Source organism: Nostoc sp., assembly GCF_036917515.1.
GTDB lineage: Bacteria > Cyanobacteriota > Cyanobacteriia > Cyanobacteriales > Nostocaceae > Nostoc.
This window is the reverse complement of record NZ_JBALDE010000056.1, coordinates 21,629-42,856: the sequence shown is the minus strand read 5'-3', so window position 1 is coordinate 42,856 and position 21,228 is coordinate 21,629. Positions and strand designations below refer to the sequence as shown.

The 21,228-nt window shown below is 41.4% G+C and carries 18 protein-coding genes and 1 pseudogene; 14 read left to right on the top strand and 5 right to left on the bottom strand.

Annotation, left to right across the window (positions count from 1 at the left end; genetic code table 11):
• The first annotated feature begins 82 nt into the window (after nucleotides 1-82).
• The gene (locus V7K89_RS07190) at nucleotides 83-793 is read left to right on the top strand and encodes an LmeA family phospholipid-binding protein (RefSeq protein ID WP_335185684.1); all 711 of its coding nucleotides are present in this window, start codon (nucleotides 83-85) and stop codon (nucleotides 791-793) included.
• Between the two features lie 168 nt (nucleotides 794-961).
• Here the strand turns inward: V7K89_RS07190 and V7K89_RS07185 are convergent, their stop codons facing one another.
• Both V7K89_RS07185 and cbiT read right to left on the bottom strand, forming a co-directional pair.
• Nucleotides 962-1,849: a phosphatidate cytidylyltransferase gene (locus V7K89_RS07185; RefSeq protein WP_335185706.1), complete on the bottom strand. Its 888-nt coding sequence runs from the start codon at nucleotides 1,847-1,849 to the stop codon at nucleotides 962-964.
• 271 nt (nucleotides 1,850-2,120) lie between these two features.
• Nucleotides 2,121-2,723, bottom strand: a complete 603-nt coding sequence (gene cbiT, locus V7K89_RS07180; RefSeq protein WP_335185682.1) for a precorrin-6Y C5,15-methyltransferase subunit CbiT — start codon at nucleotides 2,721-2,723, stop codon at nucleotides 2,121-2,123.
• A 93-nt stretch (nucleotides 2,724-2,816) separates the two neighbouring features.
• Between cbiT and V7K89_RS07175 the strand changes: the two genes are divergently transcribed.
• The 5 genes from V7K89_RS07175 (at nucleotide 2,817) to tatA (ending at nucleotide 7,389) form a co-directional block, all read left to right on the top strand.
• Complete coding sequence (locus V7K89_RS07175) at nucleotides 2,817-4,241, top strand: serine/threonine protein kinase (RefSeq protein WP_335185680.1); 1,425 nt, start codon at nucleotides 2,817-2,819, stop codon at nucleotides 4,239-4,241.
• 208 nt (nucleotides 4,242-4,449) lie between these two features.
• Nucleotides 4,450-5,532 carry a DNA-methyltransferase gene (locus V7K89_RS07170; RefSeq protein ID WP_335185678.1) on the top strand — a complete coding sequence of 361 codons (1,083 nt, stop codon included), beginning with the start codon at nucleotides 4,450-4,452 and terminating at the stop codon, nucleotides 5,530-5,532.
• A gap of 42 nt (nucleotides 5,533-5,574) precedes the next feature.
• Complete coding sequence (locus V7K89_RS07165) at nucleotides 5,575-6,408, top strand: hypothetical protein (protein ID WP_335185676.1); 834 nt, start codon at nucleotides 5,575-5,577, stop codon at nucleotides 6,406-6,408.
• Between the two features lie 168 nt (nucleotides 6,409-6,576).
• Nucleotides 6,577-7,050 (top strand): restriction endonuclease, encoded by a 474-nt coding sequence (locus V7K89_RS07160; protein ID WP_335185674.1) that lies wholly within the window; start codon nucleotides 6,577-6,579, stop codon nucleotides 7,048-7,050.
• Between the two features lie 165 nt (nucleotides 7,051-7,215).
• Nucleotides 7,216-7,389 (top strand): twin-arginine translocase TatA/TatE family subunit, encoded by a 174-nt coding sequence (gene tatA, locus V7K89_RS07155; protein WP_094348761.1) that lies wholly within the window; start codon nucleotides 7,216-7,218, stop codon nucleotides 7,387-7,389.
• Between the two features lie 48 nt (nucleotides 7,390-7,437).
• On the opposite strand, the gene cphA is transcribed toward tatA, so the two are convergent.
• Complete coding sequence (cphA, locus tag V7K89_RS07150) at nucleotides 7,438-10,143, bottom strand: cyanophycin synthetase (protein ID WP_335185704.1); 2,706 nt, start codon at nucleotides 10,141-10,143, stop codon at nucleotides 7,438-7,440.
• A 178-nt stretch (nucleotides 10,144-10,321) separates the two neighbouring features.
• Nucleotides 10,322-11,185, bottom strand: a complete 864-nt coding sequence (locus V7K89_RS07145) for a cyanophycinase (RefSeq protein WP_335185672.1) — start codon at nucleotides 11,183-11,185, stop codon at nucleotides 10,322-10,324.
• Nucleotides 11,186-11,840: 655 nt separating this feature from the next.
• On the opposite strand from V7K89_RS07145, the gene trmD reads away from it, so the two are divergent.
• From trmD to argH, 7 genes are all read left to right on the top strand, one after another.
• A complete protein-coding gene (gene trmD / locus V7K89_RS07140; RefSeq protein ID WP_335185670.1) occupies nucleotides 11,841-12,590 on the top strand; it encodes a tRNA (guanosine(37)-N1)-methyltransferase TrmD in 750 nt (249 codons plus the stop codon).
• Between the two features lie 45 nt (nucleotides 12,591-12,635).
• Nucleotides 12,636-13,127 carry a 2-C-methyl-D-erythritol 2,4-cyclodiphosphate synthase gene (gene ispF, locus V7K89_RS07135; protein ID WP_335185668.1) on the top strand — a complete coding sequence of 164 codons (492 nt, stop codon included), beginning with the start codon at nucleotides 12,636-12,638 and terminating at the stop codon, nucleotides 13,125-13,127.
• Entirely contained in the window at nucleotides 13,124-14,917 is a 1,794-nt protein-coding gene (locus V7K89_RS07130; RefSeq protein WP_335185666.1) for an ABC transporter substrate-binding protein, read from the top strand. The genes ispF and V7K89_RS07130 overlap by 4 nt, the downstream gene beginning before the upstream one ends.
• A gap of 148 nt (nucleotides 14,918-15,065) precedes the next feature.
• A complete protein-coding gene (locus V7K89_RS07125; RefSeq protein WP_335185664.1) occupies nucleotides 15,066-16,883 on the top strand; it encodes an ABC transporter substrate-binding protein in 1,818 nt (605 codons plus the stop codon).
• A 141-nt stretch (nucleotides 16,884-17,024) separates the two neighbouring features.
• On the top strand, nucleotides 17,025-17,813 hold the full coding sequence (larB, locus tag V7K89_RS07120; RefSeq protein ID WP_335185662.1) for a nickel pincer cofactor biosynthesis protein LarB: 789 nt from the start codon (nucleotides 17,025-17,027) through the stop codon (nucleotides 17,811-17,813).
• A gap of 107 nt (nucleotides 17,814-17,920) precedes the next feature.
• Entirely contained in the window at nucleotides 17,921-18,127 is a 207-nt protein-coding gene (locus V7K89_RS07115; RefSeq protein ID WP_335185660.1) for a hypothetical protein, read from the top strand.
• Nucleotides 18,128-18,202: 75 nt separating this feature from the next.
• Entirely contained in the window at nucleotides 18,203-19,588 is a 1,386-nt protein-coding gene (gene argH / locus V7K89_RS07110) for an argininosuccinate lyase (protein WP_335185658.1), read from the top strand.
• A 171-nt stretch (nucleotides 19,589-19,759) separates the two neighbouring features.
• Here the strand turns inward: argH and V7K89_RS07105 are convergent, their stop codons facing one another.
• Nucleotides 19,760-19,924 carry a hypothetical protein gene (locus tag V7K89_RS07105; RefSeq protein ID WP_167407613.1) on the bottom strand — a complete coding sequence of 55 codons (165 nt, stop codon included), beginning with the start codon at nucleotides 19,922-19,924 and terminating at the stop codon, nucleotides 19,760-19,762.
• 739 nt (nucleotides 19,925-20,663) lie between these two features.
• Between V7K89_RS07105 and V7K89_RS07100 the strand changes: the two are divergent.
• Nucleotides 20,664-20,930, top strand: a pseudogene (locus tag V7K89_RS07100) (IS701 family transposase); the annotation flags it as partial.
• Between the last annotated feature and the right edge of the window lie 298 nt (nucleotides 20,931-21,228).

The window sequence follows — 21,228 nt, the reverse complement described above, 5'->3', positions numbered from 1 at the left end:
GAGTAGGCATAAATGTTACATTTAAAGCTTATTTAATTTATGTTCGGTTGTTGAATAAATACTCATAAATAAATTAGTTTAGATGCCAGATCAAAATTCCCAAAAAACAAGTACAAATAAAATCCGCATAATTACGCAGGTACTCACAACAGCAGTCAAGCTCTGGTTAAGAGCGCAAGTCAGCCAAATATCGGAATTAGAAGTAGAGATTAAAGCTAGCGATCGCCAACTTTTCTCTGGACGTATTCCTTCGGTATCTGTTTTTGCTACTCATGCAGTTTATCAAGGTCTCCTAATTACACAAATTCAATTAATAGCAGAAAATATTCGGGTAAATATCGGTTCCGTACTCAAGGGAAAAGCCCTACGACTGTTAGAAACAGTACCAGTGGTTGGCGATTTGATCGTAGATGAGAAGGATCTTAACGATTCTCTCTCATCTGATTTATTATCGACTGCTTTGAGCGATCTATTGGTTAAGGTTTTACCAACAGATTACCCGCAGTCACAACCAATCAAGTGGCAAGAAATTCTCCTTGGAAACAACCAAATTATACTGCGAGGTTTGAGAGTAACCAATAGTGAAACGCCTCTAGAGATTTGTCTGGGCTTACAATTACTCAGTGGGCATGAATTGCAAGTAGCACATATCCCAATCAACCCCGACCAGGGAGATATATTAAAGGACAATCATAAGTACAAGCTGGATCTTGGCTCAGATGTCGATATCCAAGAACTAACGCTGATCCCAGGTAAGCTGGTGTGTCGTGGGCGGATTAACGTTAACCCTTGACGATCGCAAATTAAAAAATATTAATACTCTATTTTAGATGGTATAGCGTCTAGTCAAGACTGGGGAGCAGGGGAGAAATCAATTCAAAATTCAAAATTCAAAATTTAAAATTCAAAATTGAAGATTCAATCCCCATGCCCAATGCCCCATTCCCAATGCCCAATTCACCTATTTACTAAGTAGTGGCAAAAGTAATGTCACAAAATAGTAAACCAAAGGAGCTGTGAAAATATAACTATCGGTACGGTCTAAAATACCACCATGACCGGGGATTAATTGTCCAGAATCTTTAACTCCAGCATCCCGCTTGAGCATAGATTCTGTGAGATCCCCTAAAAGACTAGCAATACCAATCAGCAAACCCAATGCTAAACCAGTGAAGAGAGATTTAGGCAAGTGAAGATAATAGGCTCCTGCTATGGCTACGGCAACACTTGAAGTAATGCCAAAGACAGCACCTTCTACAGTTTTTTTCGGGCTAATGTCAGATAGACGGGTTTTACCAAAGAATTTGCCAATGGTGTAAGCACCGATATCAGCTGCCCAAATACACAAAAAAGTCAGTAGTGTGGCTGTAAAACCTTGTGCTAAAGAAGCGGAATTTGCCTTTTCCCAGAAATCTGTCCAGGTTGTAGGCCAGTAACCTCCAAAAGGGAGATTGCTAAAAGTAGTGCTATCAATTGCTCGTAACCGCACCCAGTAACTTGGTAAGTAACCGACGTAAAATAGCCCCATAATAGAAGCGGAAACATCAGCGATCGTGGCAAATTTGGGTTGAAACAGCAGGTAAAAACAAATAAGTGTGCCAGCTATTGGCATCACAGCATCAGCTAAACTGCCATCAAGGGTACAAATAACCAGTAAGATTTGGCTGACAGCCATAGTGGTTTTAGCGGCAGGAGCGATGCCTCTAGCTCGCACTAAATTAAAATATTCCTGTTGACCCAAAAAGATGATAACCGCAAAGATGATGGTAAAGTACCAACCCCCCAAAAGGGTTGCAAAAAGAGCAAGAGCGATCGCAACAATTCCACTAATAATCCGAGACCAAGGCATAGAAGTATTAAATATTGGGAATGGGGCATTGAGAATGGGGCATTGGGAATGGGGCATGGGGCATGGGGCATTGGGCATTGGGATTGAATCTTCAATTTTGAATTTTGAATTTTGAATTTTGAATTGATTTCTCCCCTGCTTCTTCTGCTCCCCCTACTTCCGTCATCTTTGTTTTCCTCCTTCCTTTGTTGCCTCTTCCAATGCCCTATGCGCCACTTGCTCCACTTTGGGGAGACCCCAAGACCGCAGTGGCTTCCCCATGCCCCATTCCCTAATCCAGTTTCTCACCACTGAGGATAAAAATGGGATCAACGGCGGTAAAGGTTTGAGAAAAGCCGCGTGTTTCTAGGCGATTAACCGCAGATTGGACAACTTCGATATTTCTAGCCCTTAACAGGGAAAAGCTCTGGGAAATAGCATACAGACTTTCTAGATTAGCAGCTGTGGCTACAACCCGACCGGATGGCGGCAAATAATGCCAAGCTGCTTGTAGAATTTCTTGAATGGGGCGACCTCCCTCAATACAAACGCGGTGAGGGGTAATTTTTAGGTCATGTAAACACTCTGGGGCACTGCCTTCAACAACTTCGACATTTTTTACATCAAAGCGATCGCAGTTACGCTTGATCAGATTAGCTACTTCTTCATCCCTTTCGATAGCGATAATCTGTCCATCTGGAGACAATAGCCCTACCTCTACCGGAATTGTACCTGTCCCGGCGCCAATATCCCACAACACGGAATCTGATTTTAGCCGCAGTTGAGCAATCAATAGTAGTCGGACTTCTCGCTGGCTCAGGGGAATTCCTGGCAAATGCTCGAATAATTCATCGGGAATACCAGGGGTAATATAAGGCCAAAGTTGGGAGGGCATAGAACTACGCAATTATACTAAAGATATCGATTTGCCAAATTGAAAAGCTATAAGCTATAAAACTTTTCAACCGTAGCATTACAAGAAACCATAATGATTGGCGAAATTTTAGGCGAACGCTACGAAGTTCAGCAGCTATTAGGAAAAAAAGCAGGGCGGCGGACGCTATTAGCTCGTGATTTGCAAACTCAGGAATTAGTTGTTATCAAATTACTCTCTTTTAGTAGTGATTTTGAGTGGGATTCACTCAAGTTGTTTGAGCGAGAAGCTGAAACTTTAAAAAACCTAGCACATCCCTCAATTCCTGGCTATTTAAACTATTTTGAGGTAAATTTACCAACCATCAAAGGATTTGCTTTAGTACAAACTTATATAAGAGCACAAACTTTAGAGCAATGCTTACAGACTGGGCGAAGTTTTACTGAAGCTGAAGTCAAACAGATAGCCAAGGCACTTTTAGAGATTCTCGTTTATCTACATAGGCTGTATCCGCCTGTAATTCACCGTGATATTAAGCCTAGCAATATTTTATTGGGGGAGCGTTCTGGCAATAGTGTTGGTCAAGTTTATTTAGTAGATTTTGGCTCAGTGCAGACAGTCCTGGCTAGCGAAAGCGGCACAAGGACTGTGGTAGGAACTTATGGTTATATGCCACCAGAGCAATTTGGCGGACGCACTGTTGCAGCATCCGACCTTTATAGTTTAGGCGCAACCTTAATTTATTTAGTAACGGGTACTCACCCAGCCGATTTACCCCAAAAGGATTTTCGCATTCAGTTTGAACAACTGGCTAATCTCAGTCCCAGCTTTACCAATTGCTTAAAGTGGATGATTGAACCTAGTTTAGAACGGCGTTTGAGTTCTGCCGAGCAAGCGATATCTACGATGGGCTGCGCCTACGCAGCTTTAGAGAAACCACAATCAATAAACTTGCCTACTTTAGTTGTTGGCAAACCAGATGGGAGTAAGATTCAACTAACCAAAAATGGGGATTCTCTAGAAATTATCGTTCCACCATCTGGTTTTGATTTATCAATAGTATTCACAGGTTTATTTGCGATCGTCTGGAATTCATTTATCTTATTTTGGACAATAGGCGCACTCTCAGCACCTTTTCCTGTCAACATCCCCTTTGCTTTGTTTTCAATTCCTTTTTGGGGTGCTGGCTTTATGATGGTATATAAATTTTTCTTTCATTTTTTTGGACGCATCTGCTTACGCTTGAATCCTAAACAAATTTCCCTCAGCTGGGAGTTGTTTGCTTGGAAATTTTATCGTCCCCGTGCATCGCCAAGACAAAGTATTAATAAGTTAGTTTATATTCCCAAACATTTTACGAAAGATTCTGAAGGCATTAGAATTGCCGTTCCCGCACAATTAGATATTTGGGTAGGAGTAAAAAAATATCAACTTGGTGGTAGTGATGGTGCAATTAAATCTGAAGCGGAACTAGAATGGCTAGCTCAGGAATTAAGCAATTGGTTAGATTTACCAATTACCAATCCAATTAGAAGTTAGTTGTGCTGATTATTACTTTGTTCAACGTGTCCATTTCTATCTCTACTATCCTCAATATAGAACAAATGTACTATATAAGTGCAGATACTTGGCACATTGCCCTATTTATTCAGCAAATTGATCAAAAAAATAGCTAATAGTTGGAGAACTTATGCTTTTATGAATGATACTGTTTTCAGAGACGTACAACTGTACTAACAAAGTTTAGATGAGACTTAATTGTAACCCTTACTACGAAACAAAATTTGGTGCTGCTTATTTGGGAAACAGCCTAGAATTAATGGCAGGTATTCTCGACGAAAGTATCGACTTAATTTGCACCTCTCCACCATTTGCACTGGTTCGTAAAAAAGAATACGGAAACGTTGATGCTGAGGAATATATTGAATGGTTTAAAGATTATGCAGCCCAGTTTTACCGTATTCTTAAACCAACAGGCTCACTAGTTATTGATATAGGTGGCAGTTGGATTAAAGGAATGCCAGTTCGTTCTCTATATCATTTTGAACTAGTTGTTGCTTTGTGCAAAGCAAAAGAAAAAGGCGGACTTGGATTTTATCTGGCACAAGAATTGTATTGGTATAACCCAGCAAAACTACCCACTCCTGCCGAATGGGTAACAGTTCGCAGGGAAAGAGTTAAAGATTCAGTAAATACAATTTGGTGGCTGTCAAAAGAACCGCATCCTAAAGCTAATAACAGAAGGGTTTTAAAGCCTTATAGTGATGCGATGAAAAACCTTCTAAATAATGGGTATAAACCCAAAATTAGACCATCAGGCCATGATATTTCCGATAAATTTGGGAAGGACAGGGGAGGAGCCATTCCCCCGAATATTATTGATGGACGTTGTAGTACAGACAAAGAAGAAATAGGGGAACAGACTCTTATACAAGAAACTTTATTTGAAGATTTAGTCCAGCCCATAAATGTAATTTCTGCCTCGAATACTGCTTCCAACGATTATTACCAAAGGCGTTGCAAACAAGAAAATTTTAAGCCACATCCAGCAAGATTCCCTCAAGCTTTACCAGAGTTTGTCATTAACCTTTGTACAGAACCAGGTGATATTGTTTTAGAACCTTTTGCTGGTTCTAATATGACAGGTCGAGTCGCAGAAACGTTACAAAGACGCTGGTTAGCTTTTGAGATTGATGAAAACTACATCAAAAGCTCAAAACTGAGATTTGAACAAAATGCTCCTTTGGTTGTCGAACCTCCAGCAGATTTACCATCAATAGCAATAGAAAATGCTGATAATAATCAGTCAGTACAGTTAGGACTGTTTTAAAGAAGGCGCTTCAACCATCAGATGCTTTAAGGAAATTGCACAATGGAGTCTAATAAATTAAAAAGGTTTACTTATGGACATCAGTTTGAACCAGCAAAATTCTCTTTAGTTGAAATTCTGGAATTATGTAAAGAGTGTCAACCAAGTCGAGATACACTGGAAGCCAATATTGCCCAACGTTATTTTTCCCAACATTCTAAACGGGCATTATCTAGGCTGGCTTCAGAAAATATCAGGAAATTAGCAATGAATTGTTTCTTATCACTCAGAGCTTATCAGCTGATTGAGAACTTGGAACAGCCACGTCAATATAAAATCACTCCTCTTGTTGAGGAAATTTTATCGAAATCCAACAATACTTTTTTTGTAAATCGACGGTTTGCGACTCATATATTAAATAATCTGTCAGGCATGGCTTTATTAAAAGCTATCGACGCAATTAATTCCAGAGGAGAAGAACCACAGTTAGAGTCGATAGCTTATGAATTACAAGAAAGGGGATATACCATATCACCCAACGCTATTTACACAAGTACCATGAGAAGTTGGTTGTCTTTGACAGGTGTCTTTGAACGGGAATACGAAATAAACTGGGATATTGTTTCCGAAATTCTAGGCATCAATAAAGATTTTATCGACGAGCTTTATACCCTGACTCCAGGACAAAAACATTTTCTGCTTAGTCTGCTGAATCTTGATGTGAAAGAACTTATACCAGCTAATAAAGTTGCACAACATATCAGAAGTATTTATAAATTAAGACTCACAACTAAAAATTTAGTCAAGGATGTTATTGAACCTCTTGCAACTCTCGGTTTAATAGAAACAGAAAAAACCACAGGTGGCAGAGGAGCTAAACCGAATAAAGTCAGATGAACCAGCAAAGCTCAGTCTGAACTATTAGTACCTCTTCTAAAATCAATCGCTAACGAAACAAGGCTTTCAGAAATTGAACTCAACCGTACTTTTGATGATGTTGTAAATGAATTAAATCATCCAGATAAACATATTAAAGGCAAAGCATTAGAGCTTTTAGCAGTCTGGATGATACGCCTAACCAGTCTGCGTTTTACAAGATGGCGCAGTAGAGAGAATGGCAAAGGGGAAGTAGATGTTTTGGCAGCTTCAGACAGGTTTGTTTATAGTCGGTGGCAGATTCAATGCAAAAACACAAATAAGGTTGATATTGATGTCTTAGCCAAAGAAATCGGGCTGACATTTGTTATAGGGGCAGATGTGGTAATGGTTGTAACAACTGGTGAGTTTACAAGGGATGCTTATCAATATGCTTATAGAATGATGGAAGTATCCCGCTATTATATGATTTTGTTACAAAAAAATGATATCGAAGCAATTAAAAGGGATAAGACGAATATTGTTGAAATTTTTGACAGAAAAGCTAGGCGAGTCTTTGCGAAGAAAGAACTCGACGTTTCTGACGAAGAGTTAAATGAAATTGAACAGGAAGAAGATTTAATGGCTGAAGCTATTGAAGATGAAATAGATGATAAAAGTTGAGATATTTATTGGTATATCGGTATTGCTATATGTAAAAATACTTGAAGAATTTAGTTCTATTTATACCCTGTTTTCCAAAATGTAGAGTGCTTATCAGTAGCGAACTTATCGGACTTGAGCCATCAATGTCTATATTTAATTACAGATGCCTTAGAGGAAATTTATATGTTTGGACTGGGATGGCCAGAAATAGCTGTAATTAGCATTGTCGCTATTCTAATTTTCGGCCCAAAAAAAATTCCCGAACTGGGGACTGCACTGGGCAAAACCCTACGAGGTTTTAAGGAGGAGATGAAAACTCCTAGCGAAGAAACCAATCAGGAAGAAGAAAAACAGTAATTAAAAAAGTCAGGAGAAGCTAGCGCGATGCTTCCTCCTGATTCCTGACTACAGCAACCTATTAACAACAGAAGAAGGTGTGATTCCATTTTGGGAATCGATGACAGTTGTGCCGGGATTTTGTTGGTGTGTCTCTTCCTTGGCTAAACCACGCAGCTTAATTAACTTAATAGCCCTACTAACACTTTCTGGCAAAATTACCACTAGGCTGTTATCAGGAGCCATGTCTAAACCTTTATCGATCGCTTGAGTTTCATCCAGAATCGATTCATAGCGGCTATCAGGCTTAACTTCCGTGATACCTTGAATAATCAACTGGGCAGCTGAACCACGTAAGCGTCCCCGTGTGTCATCGTCTTCTTTAACGATGATGTAATCAAAAATTTGTGCTGCTAATTTACCCAAAGTAACAAAGTCTTCGTCGCGGCGATCGCCTGGCCCACCAATTACCCCAATCCGTTGTCCTGTAGTCCAGTTCCGCACAAAGGAACCTACAGCTTCGTAACTGGCTGCGTTGTGGGCATAGTCCACCAAAGCATGGTAGTTGCCTAAATTAAATAGATTCATTCGTCCTGGTGTTTGGCTAACTGAAGCCCGGAAGGTTTTCAAACCAGCACGAATCTGCTCAATTGTGACGTTTTGCACAAACGCTGCCAAACTGGCAGCTAAAGCGTTGGCAATCATAAACGGCGCACGTCCGCCCATTGTTAAAGGTATATTTTCGGCTCTTTCTATGCGGTGTGTCCAATCACCTTTAACAATTGACAAATAGCCATTTTCATACACTGCCGCGACTCCACCCTTTAAAATGTGCTTCCGCACTAATTCCGAATTGGGGTTCATCGTGAAGTAAGCAATATTAGCTTTAGTTTTTTCTGACATGGCGGCGACGCGGCGATCGTCAGCGTTAAGTACCGCATAGCCATCCGGGAATACGGCTTCCGCTACTACGCTTTTGAGATTAGCTAACTGCTCAATGGTATCTATATCGCCTATTCCTAAGTGGTCGGCAGCCACATTCAATACTACCCCTACATTTGCGGCTTCAAAGCCCAATCCAGAGCGAAGAATGCCACCGCGAGCCGTTTCCAGTACTGCTACTTCTACTGTGGGATCTTGGAGGATGAGGTGGGCACTTTGGGGGCCTGTATTATCACCAGATTCTACCAAGTAATCACCGATATATGTTCCATCGGTAGTAGTATAACCTACTACTTTACCTGTCTGTTTATAAATATGTGCTAGTAGTCGAGTCGTGGTGGTTTTGCCATTAGTACCCGTGACGCTGAGGATGGGAATTTGGCTAGATTGCTCGTTAGTAAACAGCATATCCATCACTGCGCCAGCAACGTTACGAGGAATACCTACGCTTGGGGCGACATGCATCCGAAAACCAGGAGCGGCGTTAACTTCGACAATCACACCATCCACTTCCCGCAGAGGACGGCTAATATCCGAGGTGACGATATCGAGTCCGGCGATATCCAAACCGATAATCTTGACTACCCGTTGTGCTAACCAACGGTTTTCTGGATGAATTTCATCGGTACGGTCTACGGCACTACCACCTGTACTTAAGTTTGCCGTTGCTCTGAGATAACAGATAGTGCCTTTGGGTGGTACGCTATTTATGGTATAGCCTTGCCTTTCTAAGAGTTGGTAGCTGGTGCGGTCTAGTTCAATCTTGGTTAGGACGTTATCATGCCCTTCACCGCGATTTGGGTCAAGGTTTGTTTCCTCAATCAGTTCGGCGATGGTGGATCTACCGTTGCCAATGACATGAGCCGGGACACGTTCGGCAACTGCTACTACTTTGCCATTTACTACCAGTACCCTGTGGTCGCGTCCAACGTAATATCTTTCGACAATAATTGACCGGGAAACTTGTCTGGCAGCTTCGTATCCAGCTTCAGCTTCTTCCCAAGTTCTAATATCAATGGTGATCCCACGTCCATGATTGCCATCTAGGGGCTTGATGACGATAGGATAGCCGCCAACGTATTCAATGGCTTGTTCCAAATCGTCTAAAAAGTTGATCACTGTACCTCTAGGTACTGGCACACCAGCAGCAGCGAGGATACGTTTAGTGGCTTCTTTATCGCAAGCTAGTTCTACGCCCAGAATGCTAGTGTTGTCCGTCATTGTGGCCTGCATTCGCTTCTGATTCACGCCATGGCCTAGCTGAATTAAAAAGCGGGCTTCCAGCGCCATCCAGGGAATACCTCTTTTTTCTGCTTCTTTGACGATCGCTTCCGTGGAAGGGCCTAAAGAAGCATCACGGGAATAGTCTTTTAGGTCTTGGATATCTTGCTCTAGTTCTGCCTTAGGATAACGGCCTCGATCAACGATACTCTGGCACAGCCTTACTGCGGCTCGTCCAGCGTAGCGTCCCGCTTCCTCATTCAGGTATTCGATTACTACTTGGTAAATTCCGGGTGTGGCAGTTTCGCGGGTGCGACCAAAGCCGACATGCATCCCAGCTAATTCTTGGAGTTCTAAGGCTACGTGTTCTACTATGTGGCCGATCATAGTGCCTTCTTTGACTCGCATCAGAAAACCACCACGACAGCCAGGTGAACAATAGTGACCCTCCAGACTTGGCAGCGCCTCAACTAATCCTTCATAAAAGCCAGGGATTTCATTCGAGGGCGTCTCGCCAAGGTTTTCTAAATCGAGGCGCATGACGATCAGTTTGTGGCGTCGAATGCTCCAATAGTTTGGGCCGCGTAATGTCTGGATCTTGAGGATTCTCATGGGAATAGGTAGATGGAGATTCGGAACCAAAATTCTAGTTTCTTACTGGAATTGACCGCTAAACTGTTCATTAAAAACAGTTTTTTCTTTTTACATGGTATTCTTATCATTTTTCTTTCTACAGAAAGAAATAATAAATGTGCGGTCAACTCAGTGTAACCTCAGATACTCTATCCCGTCAGCTGGAGATTCGGTGTACAGCAGGCAATACAGTCCGCTGGTACAAGTGGAAGCGATCGCCTAAGCTGAGGATATGGAGACGTAAATTATGCACGGTTAACGGTTCATTAGCACCGACATGGGGTTCGTTGGTATGGGTGAGCTCGGTGGGATCGACAATGGTGACACTACCTTTACCCATAACTTGTAGCCAACCATCACGTTCAAACACTGCACAAGTATCTTCGTCAATGCCAATACCTAAGCGATCGGGATGAGCTGCGATCGCACTAATCAGTCGCCCCATGCGATTACGGTTGTGAAAGTGTTGGTCTACGATTACTTCCGGAATAAATCCCAAACCCGTTGCCATATCCACTAGGGAACGATTGGGCGCCTCTCCACTACCGCCGCCAGCAATCATGTGATGCCCCATCACCGCTGCTCCTGCACTGGTGCCTGCTAACGTAAGTTGCCCCGCCCTCACTCGCTGACGAATAATTTCCATTGCTGGCGTATCTGCCAATACGCCACAAAGACGCAGCTGGTCTCCTCCTGTCAAAAATACCCCACTACAGGCTTCTAAGGATGCTTTGATCTGGGAAGCTTCACACTGTTCTCGTTCGCGGATGTCTAAAATCTCTACCTTCTGGGCACCCATTTCTTCAAAAATGCGAATATACCGACCACCGATAATGGCAGGTTCGCGAGAGGCAGATGGAATTATTGTAATATAAGCTTTACTAGCACCGGCGCGTCCAAAAAAAGTTCGTAGGATTTCGCGCCCATGAACTTTATCTTCTGCACCTCCGATAACCAGAACGGCTGTTTTAGTTGCTTGGGGTATCCTCATTTCTAGCGATTTAGCTTGTAGTTGCGGCATTTTGGTTCTCCTGTCAACAACTTCAGGAGCCATCGCCTTGGTGTTCGCATAGCGTCTCCGTCAGGAGAGGCAGTCGCTCAGAGGGGGTTTCCCCCATAAGGAACTGCTGTGCATGGTTCCCCGGCTTGTGGCGAATGGCGTGTGAATTTAACAAGGTTCAGTTGCCTGATAATTTTTGCGCTTTGCTTCTTTGAGAGGACACTTTTTGGAAGTTTGGAACTAGGGAAAGCAACTCTCCAAATTCTCGCTTAACGCTCGCGTTATCTCAGTCTAAACGTGTTTATTCCCATTCCTCTCTCACCAGCACCTTGTTTTTCACCTGTCCACTTGCAGCAGGGCAAAATAGTCTTTAAGTAGCTAGATTTCCCCTTTAAAGTTGGGGACGAGCAGTTAAGACTACGCTTTTTTCTGAGGCTGGCTCGATGCATCCTGGAAGTTGTTAACTTGATATGATTATTAATTTAAATGTAGTTGTGACAACATTTAAACATAAATTAAGTAATTAGAAAAACTTTTGATCCCATCTAAAATCCAGGAGGTCTGGTAGTTTTAGATACTATTGATAAAAGTTTAACTGGAGTTTAACCCGACCTTGGCTTGCTGGTGTTTGCTAGACATTCATTCTTTAGATTAGTATCCTCGAATACGAATAACTGTGCGCTTTGATATAGTTACGCTTTTTCCTGACTGTTTTAACTCTGTTCTCAATTCTGGGCTGCTAGGTAAAGCCTTAGCCAAACAGATTGCCCAAGTGCATCTGATTAATCCACGGGACTTTACGACTGACAAGCACCGAAAAGTAGATGATGAACCTTACGGCGGCGGTGTTGGGATGCTAATGAAGCCAGAACCTATTTTTACCGCTGTAGAGTCGCTGCCGATTCTACCCCGAAGAGAAGTAATTTTGATGAGTCCACAGGGTCAAACAATTAATCAACCTCTTTTGAAAGAATTGGTGACAAATTATGACCAGTTAGTAGTTATTTGTGGGCATTACGAAGGAGTGGATGAGAGGGTGCTACATTTGGTAACTCGTGAGGTATCTTTGGGCGATTTTATTCTGACTGGTGGGGAAATTCCAGCAATGGCTTTGATTAATGGTGTAGTGCGTCTAATACCAGGAACCGTAGCCAAAACTGAATCCCTGACAGCAGAAAGTTTTGAGGAAGGATTATTGGACTATCCCCAATATACTCGTCCTGCGAATTTTCGCGGCTTGAAAGTGCCTGATGTCCTGCTCAGTGGAAATCATGCAGCGATCGCCCGGTGGCGTTACGAACAACAAATTCAAAAAACCCGCGATCGCCGCCCCGATCTTTTGGAGAAATTGAAGCAGGGGGAGCAGGGGGAGCAGGGGAGCAGGGGAGGCTGGGGGGACAAGGGGACAAGGGGACAAGGAGAATAACCCATGCCCAATGACAAATAACCAATGACAAATGACAAATGACAAATGACTAAAATTCGTATTGGTAATGGCTATGATATTCATCAACTAGTGAGCGATCGCGCTTTGATTTTAGGTGGAATTCAAATTCCCCATGAACTGGGTTTATTAGGTCACAGTGACGCTGATGTACTAACCCATGCGATTATGGATGCCATGCTTGGGGCATTATCTTTGGGAGATATTGGTCATTATTTTCCGCCCAGCGATCCCCAATGGGCAGGAGCAGATAGTTTAGTACTATTAACTCAAGTAAATCAATTGATTCGGGATCAAGGCTGGCAGGTAGGAAATATTGACTCAGTGGTAGTAGCAGAACGTCCAAAATTAAAGCCGCATATTCACAATATGCGTGACAAACTAGCAGCGGTTTTAGAATTAGAATCAAATCAAATTGGCATCAAAGCTACAACCAATGAAAAATTAGGGCCTGTTGGACGTGAAGAAGGCATCTGTGCTTATGCTGTTGTCTTGCTTTTGAAACAAGAAAAATTATGAAATATTCTCCAATTTTTAACACAATTAAGCGTTTTTTACCAATAATTCTAACGTTTGCAACAGCACTTACACTTACCGCCTGCAATCCATCTAACTTTAAAACTGCGGCTGCACAAGTTCCCCAGTTGGTGATTTCTACTACGAGCGACCCTAAGACTTTTAACTACGCCCTTATTCAAGAATCTCCCAATATTTCTGGTTTCACTTATGAGGCATTAGCTACTCAAAATGGAATAACTAAGGAAATTGAGCCAGCTTTGGCTGAATCTTGGGAAGTTTCCCCAGACAAACTGCGGTTTGTTTTTACCTTGCGAGAAGGATTGAAGTGGTCGGATGGTCAGCCATTAACAGCCGATGATGTCGTTTTTTCTTTCAATGACATCTACATGAACAAGCGCATTCCCACTTATATCCAAGATGGTCTTCGCATTGGTATCAGTAAGGCTTTTTTCAAAGTCCGCAAAGTCGATGAACGCCGGGTAGAATTTATTCTGCCAGAACCGTTTTCTCCTTTCTTGCGATCAATTGCAGCAGGGGTAGGAATACTACCAGAACACGCCCTGCGTGCAGCAGTGGAAGCCAAAAACTCTGACGGTAAGCCTGTGTTTATGTACACTTGGGGAACCGACACAGATCCGAAAAAAATTATTGTTAATGGCCCTTACGCAATCGAGAGTTATTCAACTAATCAACGCGTAACATTCCGGCGCAACCCTTACTACTGGCGCCAAAAAGATGCACAAGGAAAAGAACTGCCATATATTGAGCGTATAATTTGGCAAATTGTGGAATCGCCTGATACAGCTTTGCTGCAATTTCGTTCTGGAGGGTTAGATTTACTAGAAATTGGCCCTGGAAATTTTCAATTACTTAAGCGTCAAGAAAAACGGGGTAACTTTACTATTAAAAATGCTGGGCCTGACTCTGGGACAAGTTTTATAACTTTCAATCTCAACAAAGGTAGTCGCAATGGCAAGCCTGTTGTAGATCCGATTAAGTCCCGTGTTTTTAACAACGTTGCTTTTAGACAGGCTGTTGCCTACGCTATTGATCGCCAAACGATGATTAACAACACTTTGCGGGGATTAGGGGAACCGCAAGACTCTCCGATTTCTGTTCCCAGTCCTTATTATTTCTCTCCAAAAGAAGGTTTAAAAACCTATGACTACAATCCAGAAAAAGCTAAACAACTTTTACTAGGAGCAGGATTCAAATATGATAATAAAGGTCAGCTGTTAGACGCAGATGGCAATCGAGTCCGCTTCACAATCATGGCTGTTGCTGGTAATAGACCCACAATCACACCGAAAATCCAACAGGATCTCGGCAAGATAGGCATTAAAGTTGATTTACAATTCCTTGACTTCAGTATTATTGGAGAAAAAATCTCTAACACTCTAGATTGGGAATCTTGGTATGGAGCCATCACAGGTGGTATTGAGCCGCAAGATGGTTTCAATGTCTGGTCTATAGAAGGTAACTTTCATGTATTTAATCAAAAAGCTCAAGCCGGACAATCCCCAACGGTAGGTTGGAAAGCTACCGATTGGGAGCAGAAAATTGAAGACCTTTACATTCAAGGTGCAAGAGAGTTCGATGAAGCAAAACGCAAAGCTATCTATGGAGAAACACAACAACTTTCACAAGAGTATTTGCCTTTTATTCACCTATTCAATTCTCTAGCTTTAGTAGCTGTGCGTAATACTATTGAAAACGTAAAATACTCTGCCATAGGAAGTTACAATTGGAATATTTATGAACTCAAAGTAGTAGATAAAAAAGCTAGTTAATTTTCATGAGCATTTGTCATTGGTCATTAGTCATTTGTCATTTGTCAGGAATTATTCTTTCCCCTGCTCCCTCATCTCCCCACTTACCTTTATGCAATCAAGGCTGAACACGAGGTGTATTATGCTAACAGTTTAGTCTTTCAGTCTTATGATTTTTGCCCTCTTGCCTAGCTACCGCCGTGGGTTTGCAGTTTTAGGAATATTCGGTCTATTCTTGATCTGTCAGATAGCTCTTATCAGTTGCAACCCAATTAATTTTAAGAGTAAGGCGGCGCAAGTATCACAATGGGTTACAAGTACCATTGGTGACCCGAAAACATTTAACTACGCTTTTAATCAAGAATATCCTCATGTTTTTCTGTTCACGACTGAAGGACTAACGACTCTCAACGGTATTACAGGCAAATTTGAGCCAGCTTTAGCTGAATCATGGAATATTTCTGATGATAAAAAACGAATTGCTTTTACTTTACGAGAAAACTTGAAATGGTCAGATGGCGAACCACTTACCGTAGACGATGTTATCTTTACTTATGAGAATGTGATTTTCAATCCACAGATTCCTACCGATTGGAAAGATAGTCTTAAAATTGGTTCTAGTGGTAGTTTTCCTAAAATCAGAAAAATCGGCGATCGCCAGATTGAATTTATTCTACCTGAACCTTTTGCTCCCTTCCTTTCTACTACCTCTGGAGCATCAACAAACTCAGTTGGCATATTACCAAAACATGCTTTAGCTGAATCATTGAAATCTAAAGATACTAAAGGTAATCCCAAATTTTTATCTACTTGGGGAACGGATACAGAACCCGGTAAAATTATCGTCAACGGTGCCTATAAAATAGAAAGTTATACTCCTAGTCAGCGTGTGGTATTCCGGCGCAATCCTTATTACTGGCGCAAAGATAGCCAAGGTAATCAGTTACCTTATATTGAACGCATTGTTTGGCAAATTATTGAATCTACAGATACAATAATTCTTCAGTTTCGCTCTGGAGGATTAGATACAGTTACTGTTTCTCCAGAAAACTTTTCACTACTTAAGCGCGAAGAAAAGCGGGGAAAGTTTACTATTTATAATGGAGGCGCAGAATTCAGCAATACTTATATTTCGTTTAATCTCAACAAAGGTCGGCGACAAAATGGACAGTCTGTAATTGACCCAATTAAATCTCGCTGGTTTAATACCCTTGCTTTTAGACAAGCAGTTGCCCATGCAATCGACCGTCAATCAATGTTAAATAACGTTTTTCGCGGAATTGGTGTATTACAAAATTCGCCAATCGAGATTCAAAGTCCTTATTATTTTTCTCCAGAAAAAGGTCTGAAAGTTTATGAATATAATCAAGAAAAAGCTAAAAAGTTATTCTTCAGTGCAGGTTTTAAATATAATGCTAATAAACAATTACTAGATGCTGATGGTAATCGTGTACGCTTTAGTTTATTAACAAATGCTGAAAATAAAACTCGGGTGTTAATGGGAGCGCAAATCAAGCAAGATTTGAGTAAAATCGGGATTCAAGTTGATTTTAATCCAATTGCTTTCAATACTCTCACAGACAAACTTTCTAATTCCCTCGACTGGGAATGTTATCTGCTAGGCTTTATTGGAGGGATTGAACCAAATGACGGGGCTAATGTTTGGCTCCCGTCAGGCGGACTACATACCTTCAATCAGAAACTTCAAGCAGGGCAAGAACCACTTATTGGTTGGCAAGTAGCAGATTGGGAGGCAGAAATTGGTCGTCTTTACATTCAAGCTGCACGAGAGTTAGACGAAGTAAAGCGCAAAGAGATTTATGCAAAAACGCAACGCCTCTCTCAAGAATATTTACCTTACATTTATTTAGTGAATCCTTTATCTTTGGTAGCAGTGCGCGATCGCATTCAAAACGTCAAATTCTCTGCACTTGGTTCCCAAAAAGGAACACTATGGAACAAATATGAACTGAAAGTCACAGAATAGAGTTTAAATGGAATACTGGGGATTATATTTTTATAGATACTATCCGAAATAATTCGTGATATTTTTATTTATTTAAAGTACTATAATCTCCGCCCTTTAGAGCACATTTGAGAACAATTATAAAATCAAAACAACTGACCAGTGTCTCAACATGAAACTTTGCGATCGCTCCTCGAAGCGGTTGCTAATGGTAAAGTTACCCCAGATACGGCATTAGACTCACTCAAAGACTTAGCCTACGAATCTGTAGGTGAGTTTGCCAAAATTGACCATCATCGCCAACTCAGAACTGGTTTCCCAGAGGTGATTTGGGGCCCTGGTAAAACTCCCGATCAAATTGCTCAAATTATGGAGGTGATGCGCCTCCGCAACCCGGTGGTGATGGCGACTCGCATTGAACCAGCAGTTTATGGCGTACTGCAATCAAAAGTTAGCGGTTTGCGATATTACGAATCAGCGCGAATTTGTGCGATCGCTCCTGTTACCATCGAACCACAATTTGCGGGTGAAATTGGTATTCTTTCAGCTGGTACTGCCGATTTACCCGTTGCTGAAGAAGCAGCTGTCACTGCTGAACTTTCTAGTTTTCGCGTCCAGCGTCTCTGGGATGTCGGCGTTGCTGGGATTCACCGTTTACTGAGTAACCGCCACCTGATTGAATCAGCATCGGTGTTGATTGTAGTGGCGGGGATGGAAGGCGCTTTACCCAGCGTTGTTGCAGGTTTAGCAAGTTGTCCCGTGATTGCCGTACCTACCAGCATCGGTTATGGCGCAAGTTTTGGTGGTTTAGCACCACTATTGACAATGCTTAACTCTTGTGCAGCGGGAGTAGGCGTAGTAAATATCGATAATGGTTTTGGTGCAGCAGTTTTGGCGGGGCAGATTTTGCGGACTGCCGAGAAATTGCGGTTGGCATCGACTGCATCTTGAGTTAAGACATTGAAGTTATATCCAAATATTTCAGTAAATATCAGTAATTAAGGTAAATAAGAAACTGATGCTGGAATTTGCCACCCCTAACTTCTTAATCACCAAATATGAGCCATTACAGCGATTTGATATCTCAGTTACTTTGGCATTTGCCTGTAAATTGGACAGCCCTAGCACAAACAATCACCGATCCAAACGTTATGGGTCAGATGCAAAAAGCTTGGAGCCACTTTATACAAACAGGTCAAGTGTGGGCATTGTTGATTGGTTTAGTCATTGGCTATATGATTCGGAATCTAACTAGCTACGGTTAAAGTAATTTGGAATTTGGAATTTTGGATTGATAATTAATCCAAAATTCAAAATTGATGCCCCTTCCTTAATAATTTATGACTGAAAAACAAACTTGGAGCCAGCGGTTTGAATCAGCGTTGCATCCAGCGATCGCTCGTTTTAATGCCAGTATAAGTTTTGATATTGAATTAATCGAATATGACCTTACTGGTTCTCAAGCTCATGCCAAAATGCTTGCTCACACAGGCATCATCTCTTCAGAAGAAGGAGAGCAACTTGTTGCCGGTTTAGAACAAATTCGCCAAGAGTACCGCCAGGGAAAATTTCAGCCTGGTGTCGATGCTGAAGATGTACACTTTGCAGTTGAACGCCGACTGACAGAAATTGTCGGCGATGTCGGTAAAAAGTTGCATACGGCGCGATCGCGTAATGACCAAGTAGGCACCGATACCAGACTCTACCTGCGCGACCAAATCCAACAAATCAAAAGCAAATTACGAGAATTTCAAAGTGTTTTACTGAATATAGCCGAAAAGCACGTTGAGACCCTGATTCCTGGTTATACTCACCTCCAACGTGCCCAACCTGTGAGTTTAGCTCATCACCTCTTGGCATATTTTCAAATGGTACAACGTGACTGGGAACGCTTAGGAGATGTTTCTCGCCGCGTGAATATCTCACCTTTGGGATGTGGTGCTTTAGCAGGAACTACTTTCCCTATAGACCGCCACTACACAGCCAAACTATTAAATTTTGACGATATTTATGCTAATAGCCTCGATGGAGTAAGCGATCGCGATTTTGCGATCGAATTCTTGTGTGCTACTAGCTTGATTATGGTTCACCTCAGCCGCTTTGCAGAAGAAGTGATTCTTTGGTCATCTGAAGAATTTCGCTTTGTCACCCTCAAGGATAGCTGTGCTACTGGTTCTAGTATCATGCCCCAAAAGAAAAACCCCGATGTCCCAGAATTGGTGCGGGGGAAAACGGGACGTGTATTCGGTCATCTCCAGGCGATGTTAGTCATCATGAAAGGGCTACCCCTGGCATATAACAAAGATTTACAAGAAGATAAAGAAGGTCTATTTGATAGTGTTAATACAGTCAAAGCGTCTCTAGAAGCGATGACAATTTTGCTCAGGGAAGGCTTAGAATTTCGTACCCAGCGGTTAGCATCAGCTGTAGCGGAGGATTTTTCTAATGCCACCGATGTAGCAGACTATTTGGCAGCACGGGGCGTTCCTTTTCGGGAAGCTTACAATCTTGTGGGTAAGGTGGTAAAAACTAGTATTGCCGCAGGTAAACTCTTAAAAGATTTAAAATTGGAAGAGTGGCAACAACTACATCCGGCATTTGCAGCAGATATCTATGAGGCAATATCCCCCCATCAAGTTGTTGCTGCCCGCAATAGTTACGGAGGTACTGGCTTTGTACAAGTAAACAAAGCACTCGTAGCTGCCCGCACTCAAATTGCTCAATAGAGGGATTGCGGAGTGAGGGGATAAGGGGAATTATTGAATAAATCTCTCCCTTGTGTCCCTTGTCTTTTCTCTATGCCCAATGCCTAATCCCCAAAAATAAATAAGGGCGTACAAATAAATGTGCGCCCTAAAAGGTAAATAACCCAAATAATAAGGATTTAGGCAAGCAGCTTATTCAGTGTCAGCTGCTGCTGCGCCTTCTTCTTCCTCACTTTTTGGTGGTCTTTGTTGGAACCTTCTCTGCATTCTTCCTGTCGTAGTCCGTTTACGAAACTTTCTGGCATACGCCTGGTTACGTAGCGCCTTTTCTTTTTTTGGGTTACGGCGCTTGGCCATGTTCACCTCTATTAATAAACAACAAAAAAGTAGCAACTAGGCATCACGTAGGCAATATTAGCTACCAATGTTATTGATATACTTTTAGCCTAGTGCAGCAATAAATACGCTTTAAACAGTGTACTAGTCTATCGCATTATACCTAACTTTGTCAATAAAAATTCTGAATTATCCTCGCCAGTAAGACGAAAAATACCTTTTCTGAGATTCCAATCTGTCAAATGATTGTAAATTAGCTCATTAGTTGTTGTTCTTAAAACAAACCAATATTATCAAGAAATAATTCAGGAGTCGGTCATTAAGACTCAGGAGGTATAGGGAAGTTTAAGCATAGTGTCTAATTTTTGATTTAGTGGTCTTTAATTAATTGTAGGTTTAAAACCCTACTTAATTGCCTCTTATAAATTCAGAATTCAGAATTTTGGATTTTGACTTATTATTCATATTATTTCTTTTAATATGTTCTAAAAATCTATAGGACTAGCCCTTTCAATGTGAACATTTGTACTACCGAGAAAATAATGTTTTTCACTCTTTTTTAGGATTTTGGCGCAGGCGATAGCTGAATTTACATCCGAAAATTTTTTCTTCAATTCTCGCCGATGCCTGAAATGCGGTAAAAATTTGGATAGTACATATGCTCACCTTGAAAGAGCTAATCTATAGGACTTACGCATTGACAAAATAACAAAATAGTGAATTCATAAATAGGGGTCGTCTACTTTCCAGGTATCGAACAATCAGAGAAATTACTAAACCATCGACAGCACAATGCAATCTAGACCTCTACACCTTATTTTTGCTGTCAGAGCCAAAGTTTGGGGAGTGCAGCAGGCTAGCAGAGATATTGGGAGATGTTTCACATGATATTGTGAATAGCTTTTTATTGAGAGAGAGATACGAACTGAAAGATTTGTTCAAGATAATAGAGAAAATCATTGATTTGGTAGGAGGAATACTAAGTGTAGACGATACAGTAATAGAAAAGATTTACAGCGACCCAAAAAATGCATTGGTACGAAGTACAACGGAATATGTTCACATTAGTTGTACGTGAGCATATTTTTGCAAACCTTAGCAGTGATGGCATTATTTAGATTTCATAGATAATGTTTTTTGTCATTGCGTAAGTCCTAATCTATTAGTAACAGCTAGTTTCAGCAGTACTAATGCTAGCTATAAACTGAAAATTTACCTGGTTAAAGAAATATCATGTATATATAAATACAATGCTTCTCATGAAACTTGATGTTAGAATTGATAATATTCTACGTAAATCGTGAGAATAAAATCTCAATCCACAA

Bases quoted from the DNA above. Each gene is read 5' to 3' on its own strand.
- cphA (WP_335185704.1), bottom strand. From the start codon at position 10,143: ATGAGAATCCTCAAGATCCAGACATTACGCGGCCCAAACTATTGGAGC.
- V7K89_RS07160 (WP_335185674.1), top strand. From the start codon at position 6,577: ATGATACGCCTAACCAGTCTGCGTTTTACAAGATGGCGCAGTAGAGAG.
- argH (WP_335185658.1), top strand. From the start codon at position 18,203: ATGACTGAAAAACAAACTTGGAGCCAGCGGTTTGAATCAGCGTTGCAT.
- V7K89_RS07175 (WP_335185680.1), top strand. From the start codon at position 2,817: ATGATTGGCGAAATTTTAGGCGAACGCTACGAAGTTCAGCAGCTATTA.
- V7K89_RS07105 (WP_167407613.1), bottom strand. From the start codon at position 19,924: ATGGCCAAGCGCCGTAACCCAAAAAAAGAAAAGGCGCTACGTAACCAG.
- V7K89_RS07190 (WP_335185684.1), top strand. From the start codon at position 83: ATGCCAGATCAAAATTCCCAAAAAACAAGTACAAATAAAATCCGCATA.
- V7K89_RS07115 (WP_335185660.1), top strand. From the start codon at position 17,921: ATGAGCCATTACAGCGATTTGATATCTCAGTTACTTTGGCATTTGCCT.
- cbiT (WP_335185682.1), bottom strand. From the start codon at position 2,723: ATGCCCTCCCAACTTTGGCCTTATATTACCCCTGGTATTCCCGATGAA.
- V7K89_RS07145 (WP_335185672.1), bottom strand. From the start codon at position 11,185: ATGCCGCAACTACAAGCTAAATCGCTAGAAATGAGGATACCCCAAGCA.
- ispF (WP_335185668.1), top strand. From the start codon at position 12,636: ATGACTAAAATTCGTATTGGTAATGGCTATGATATTCATCAACTAGTG.
- V7K89_RS07165 (WP_335185676.1), top strand. From the start codon at position 5,575: ATGGAGTCTAATAAATTAAAAAGGTTTACTTATGGACATCAGTTTGAA.
- V7K89_RS07185 (WP_335185706.1), bottom strand. From the start codon at position 1,849: ATGCCTTGGTCTCGGATTATTAGTGGAATTGTTGCGATCGCTCTTGCT.
- V7K89_RS07130 (WP_335185666.1), top strand. From the start codon at position 13,124: ATGAAATATTCTCCAATTTTTAACACAATTAAGCGTTTTTTACCAATA.
- V7K89_RS07170 (WP_335185678.1), top strand. From the start codon at position 4,450: ATGAGACTTAATTGTAACCCTTACTACGAAACAAAATTTGGTGCTGCT.
- tatA (WP_094348761.1), top strand. From the start codon at position 7,216: ATGTTTGGACTGGGATGGCCAGAAATAGCTGTAATTAGCATTGTCGCT.
- V7K89_RS07125 (WP_335185664.1), top strand. From the start codon at position 15,066: ATGATTTTTGCCCTCTTGCCTAGCTACCGCCGTGGGTTTGCAGTTTTA.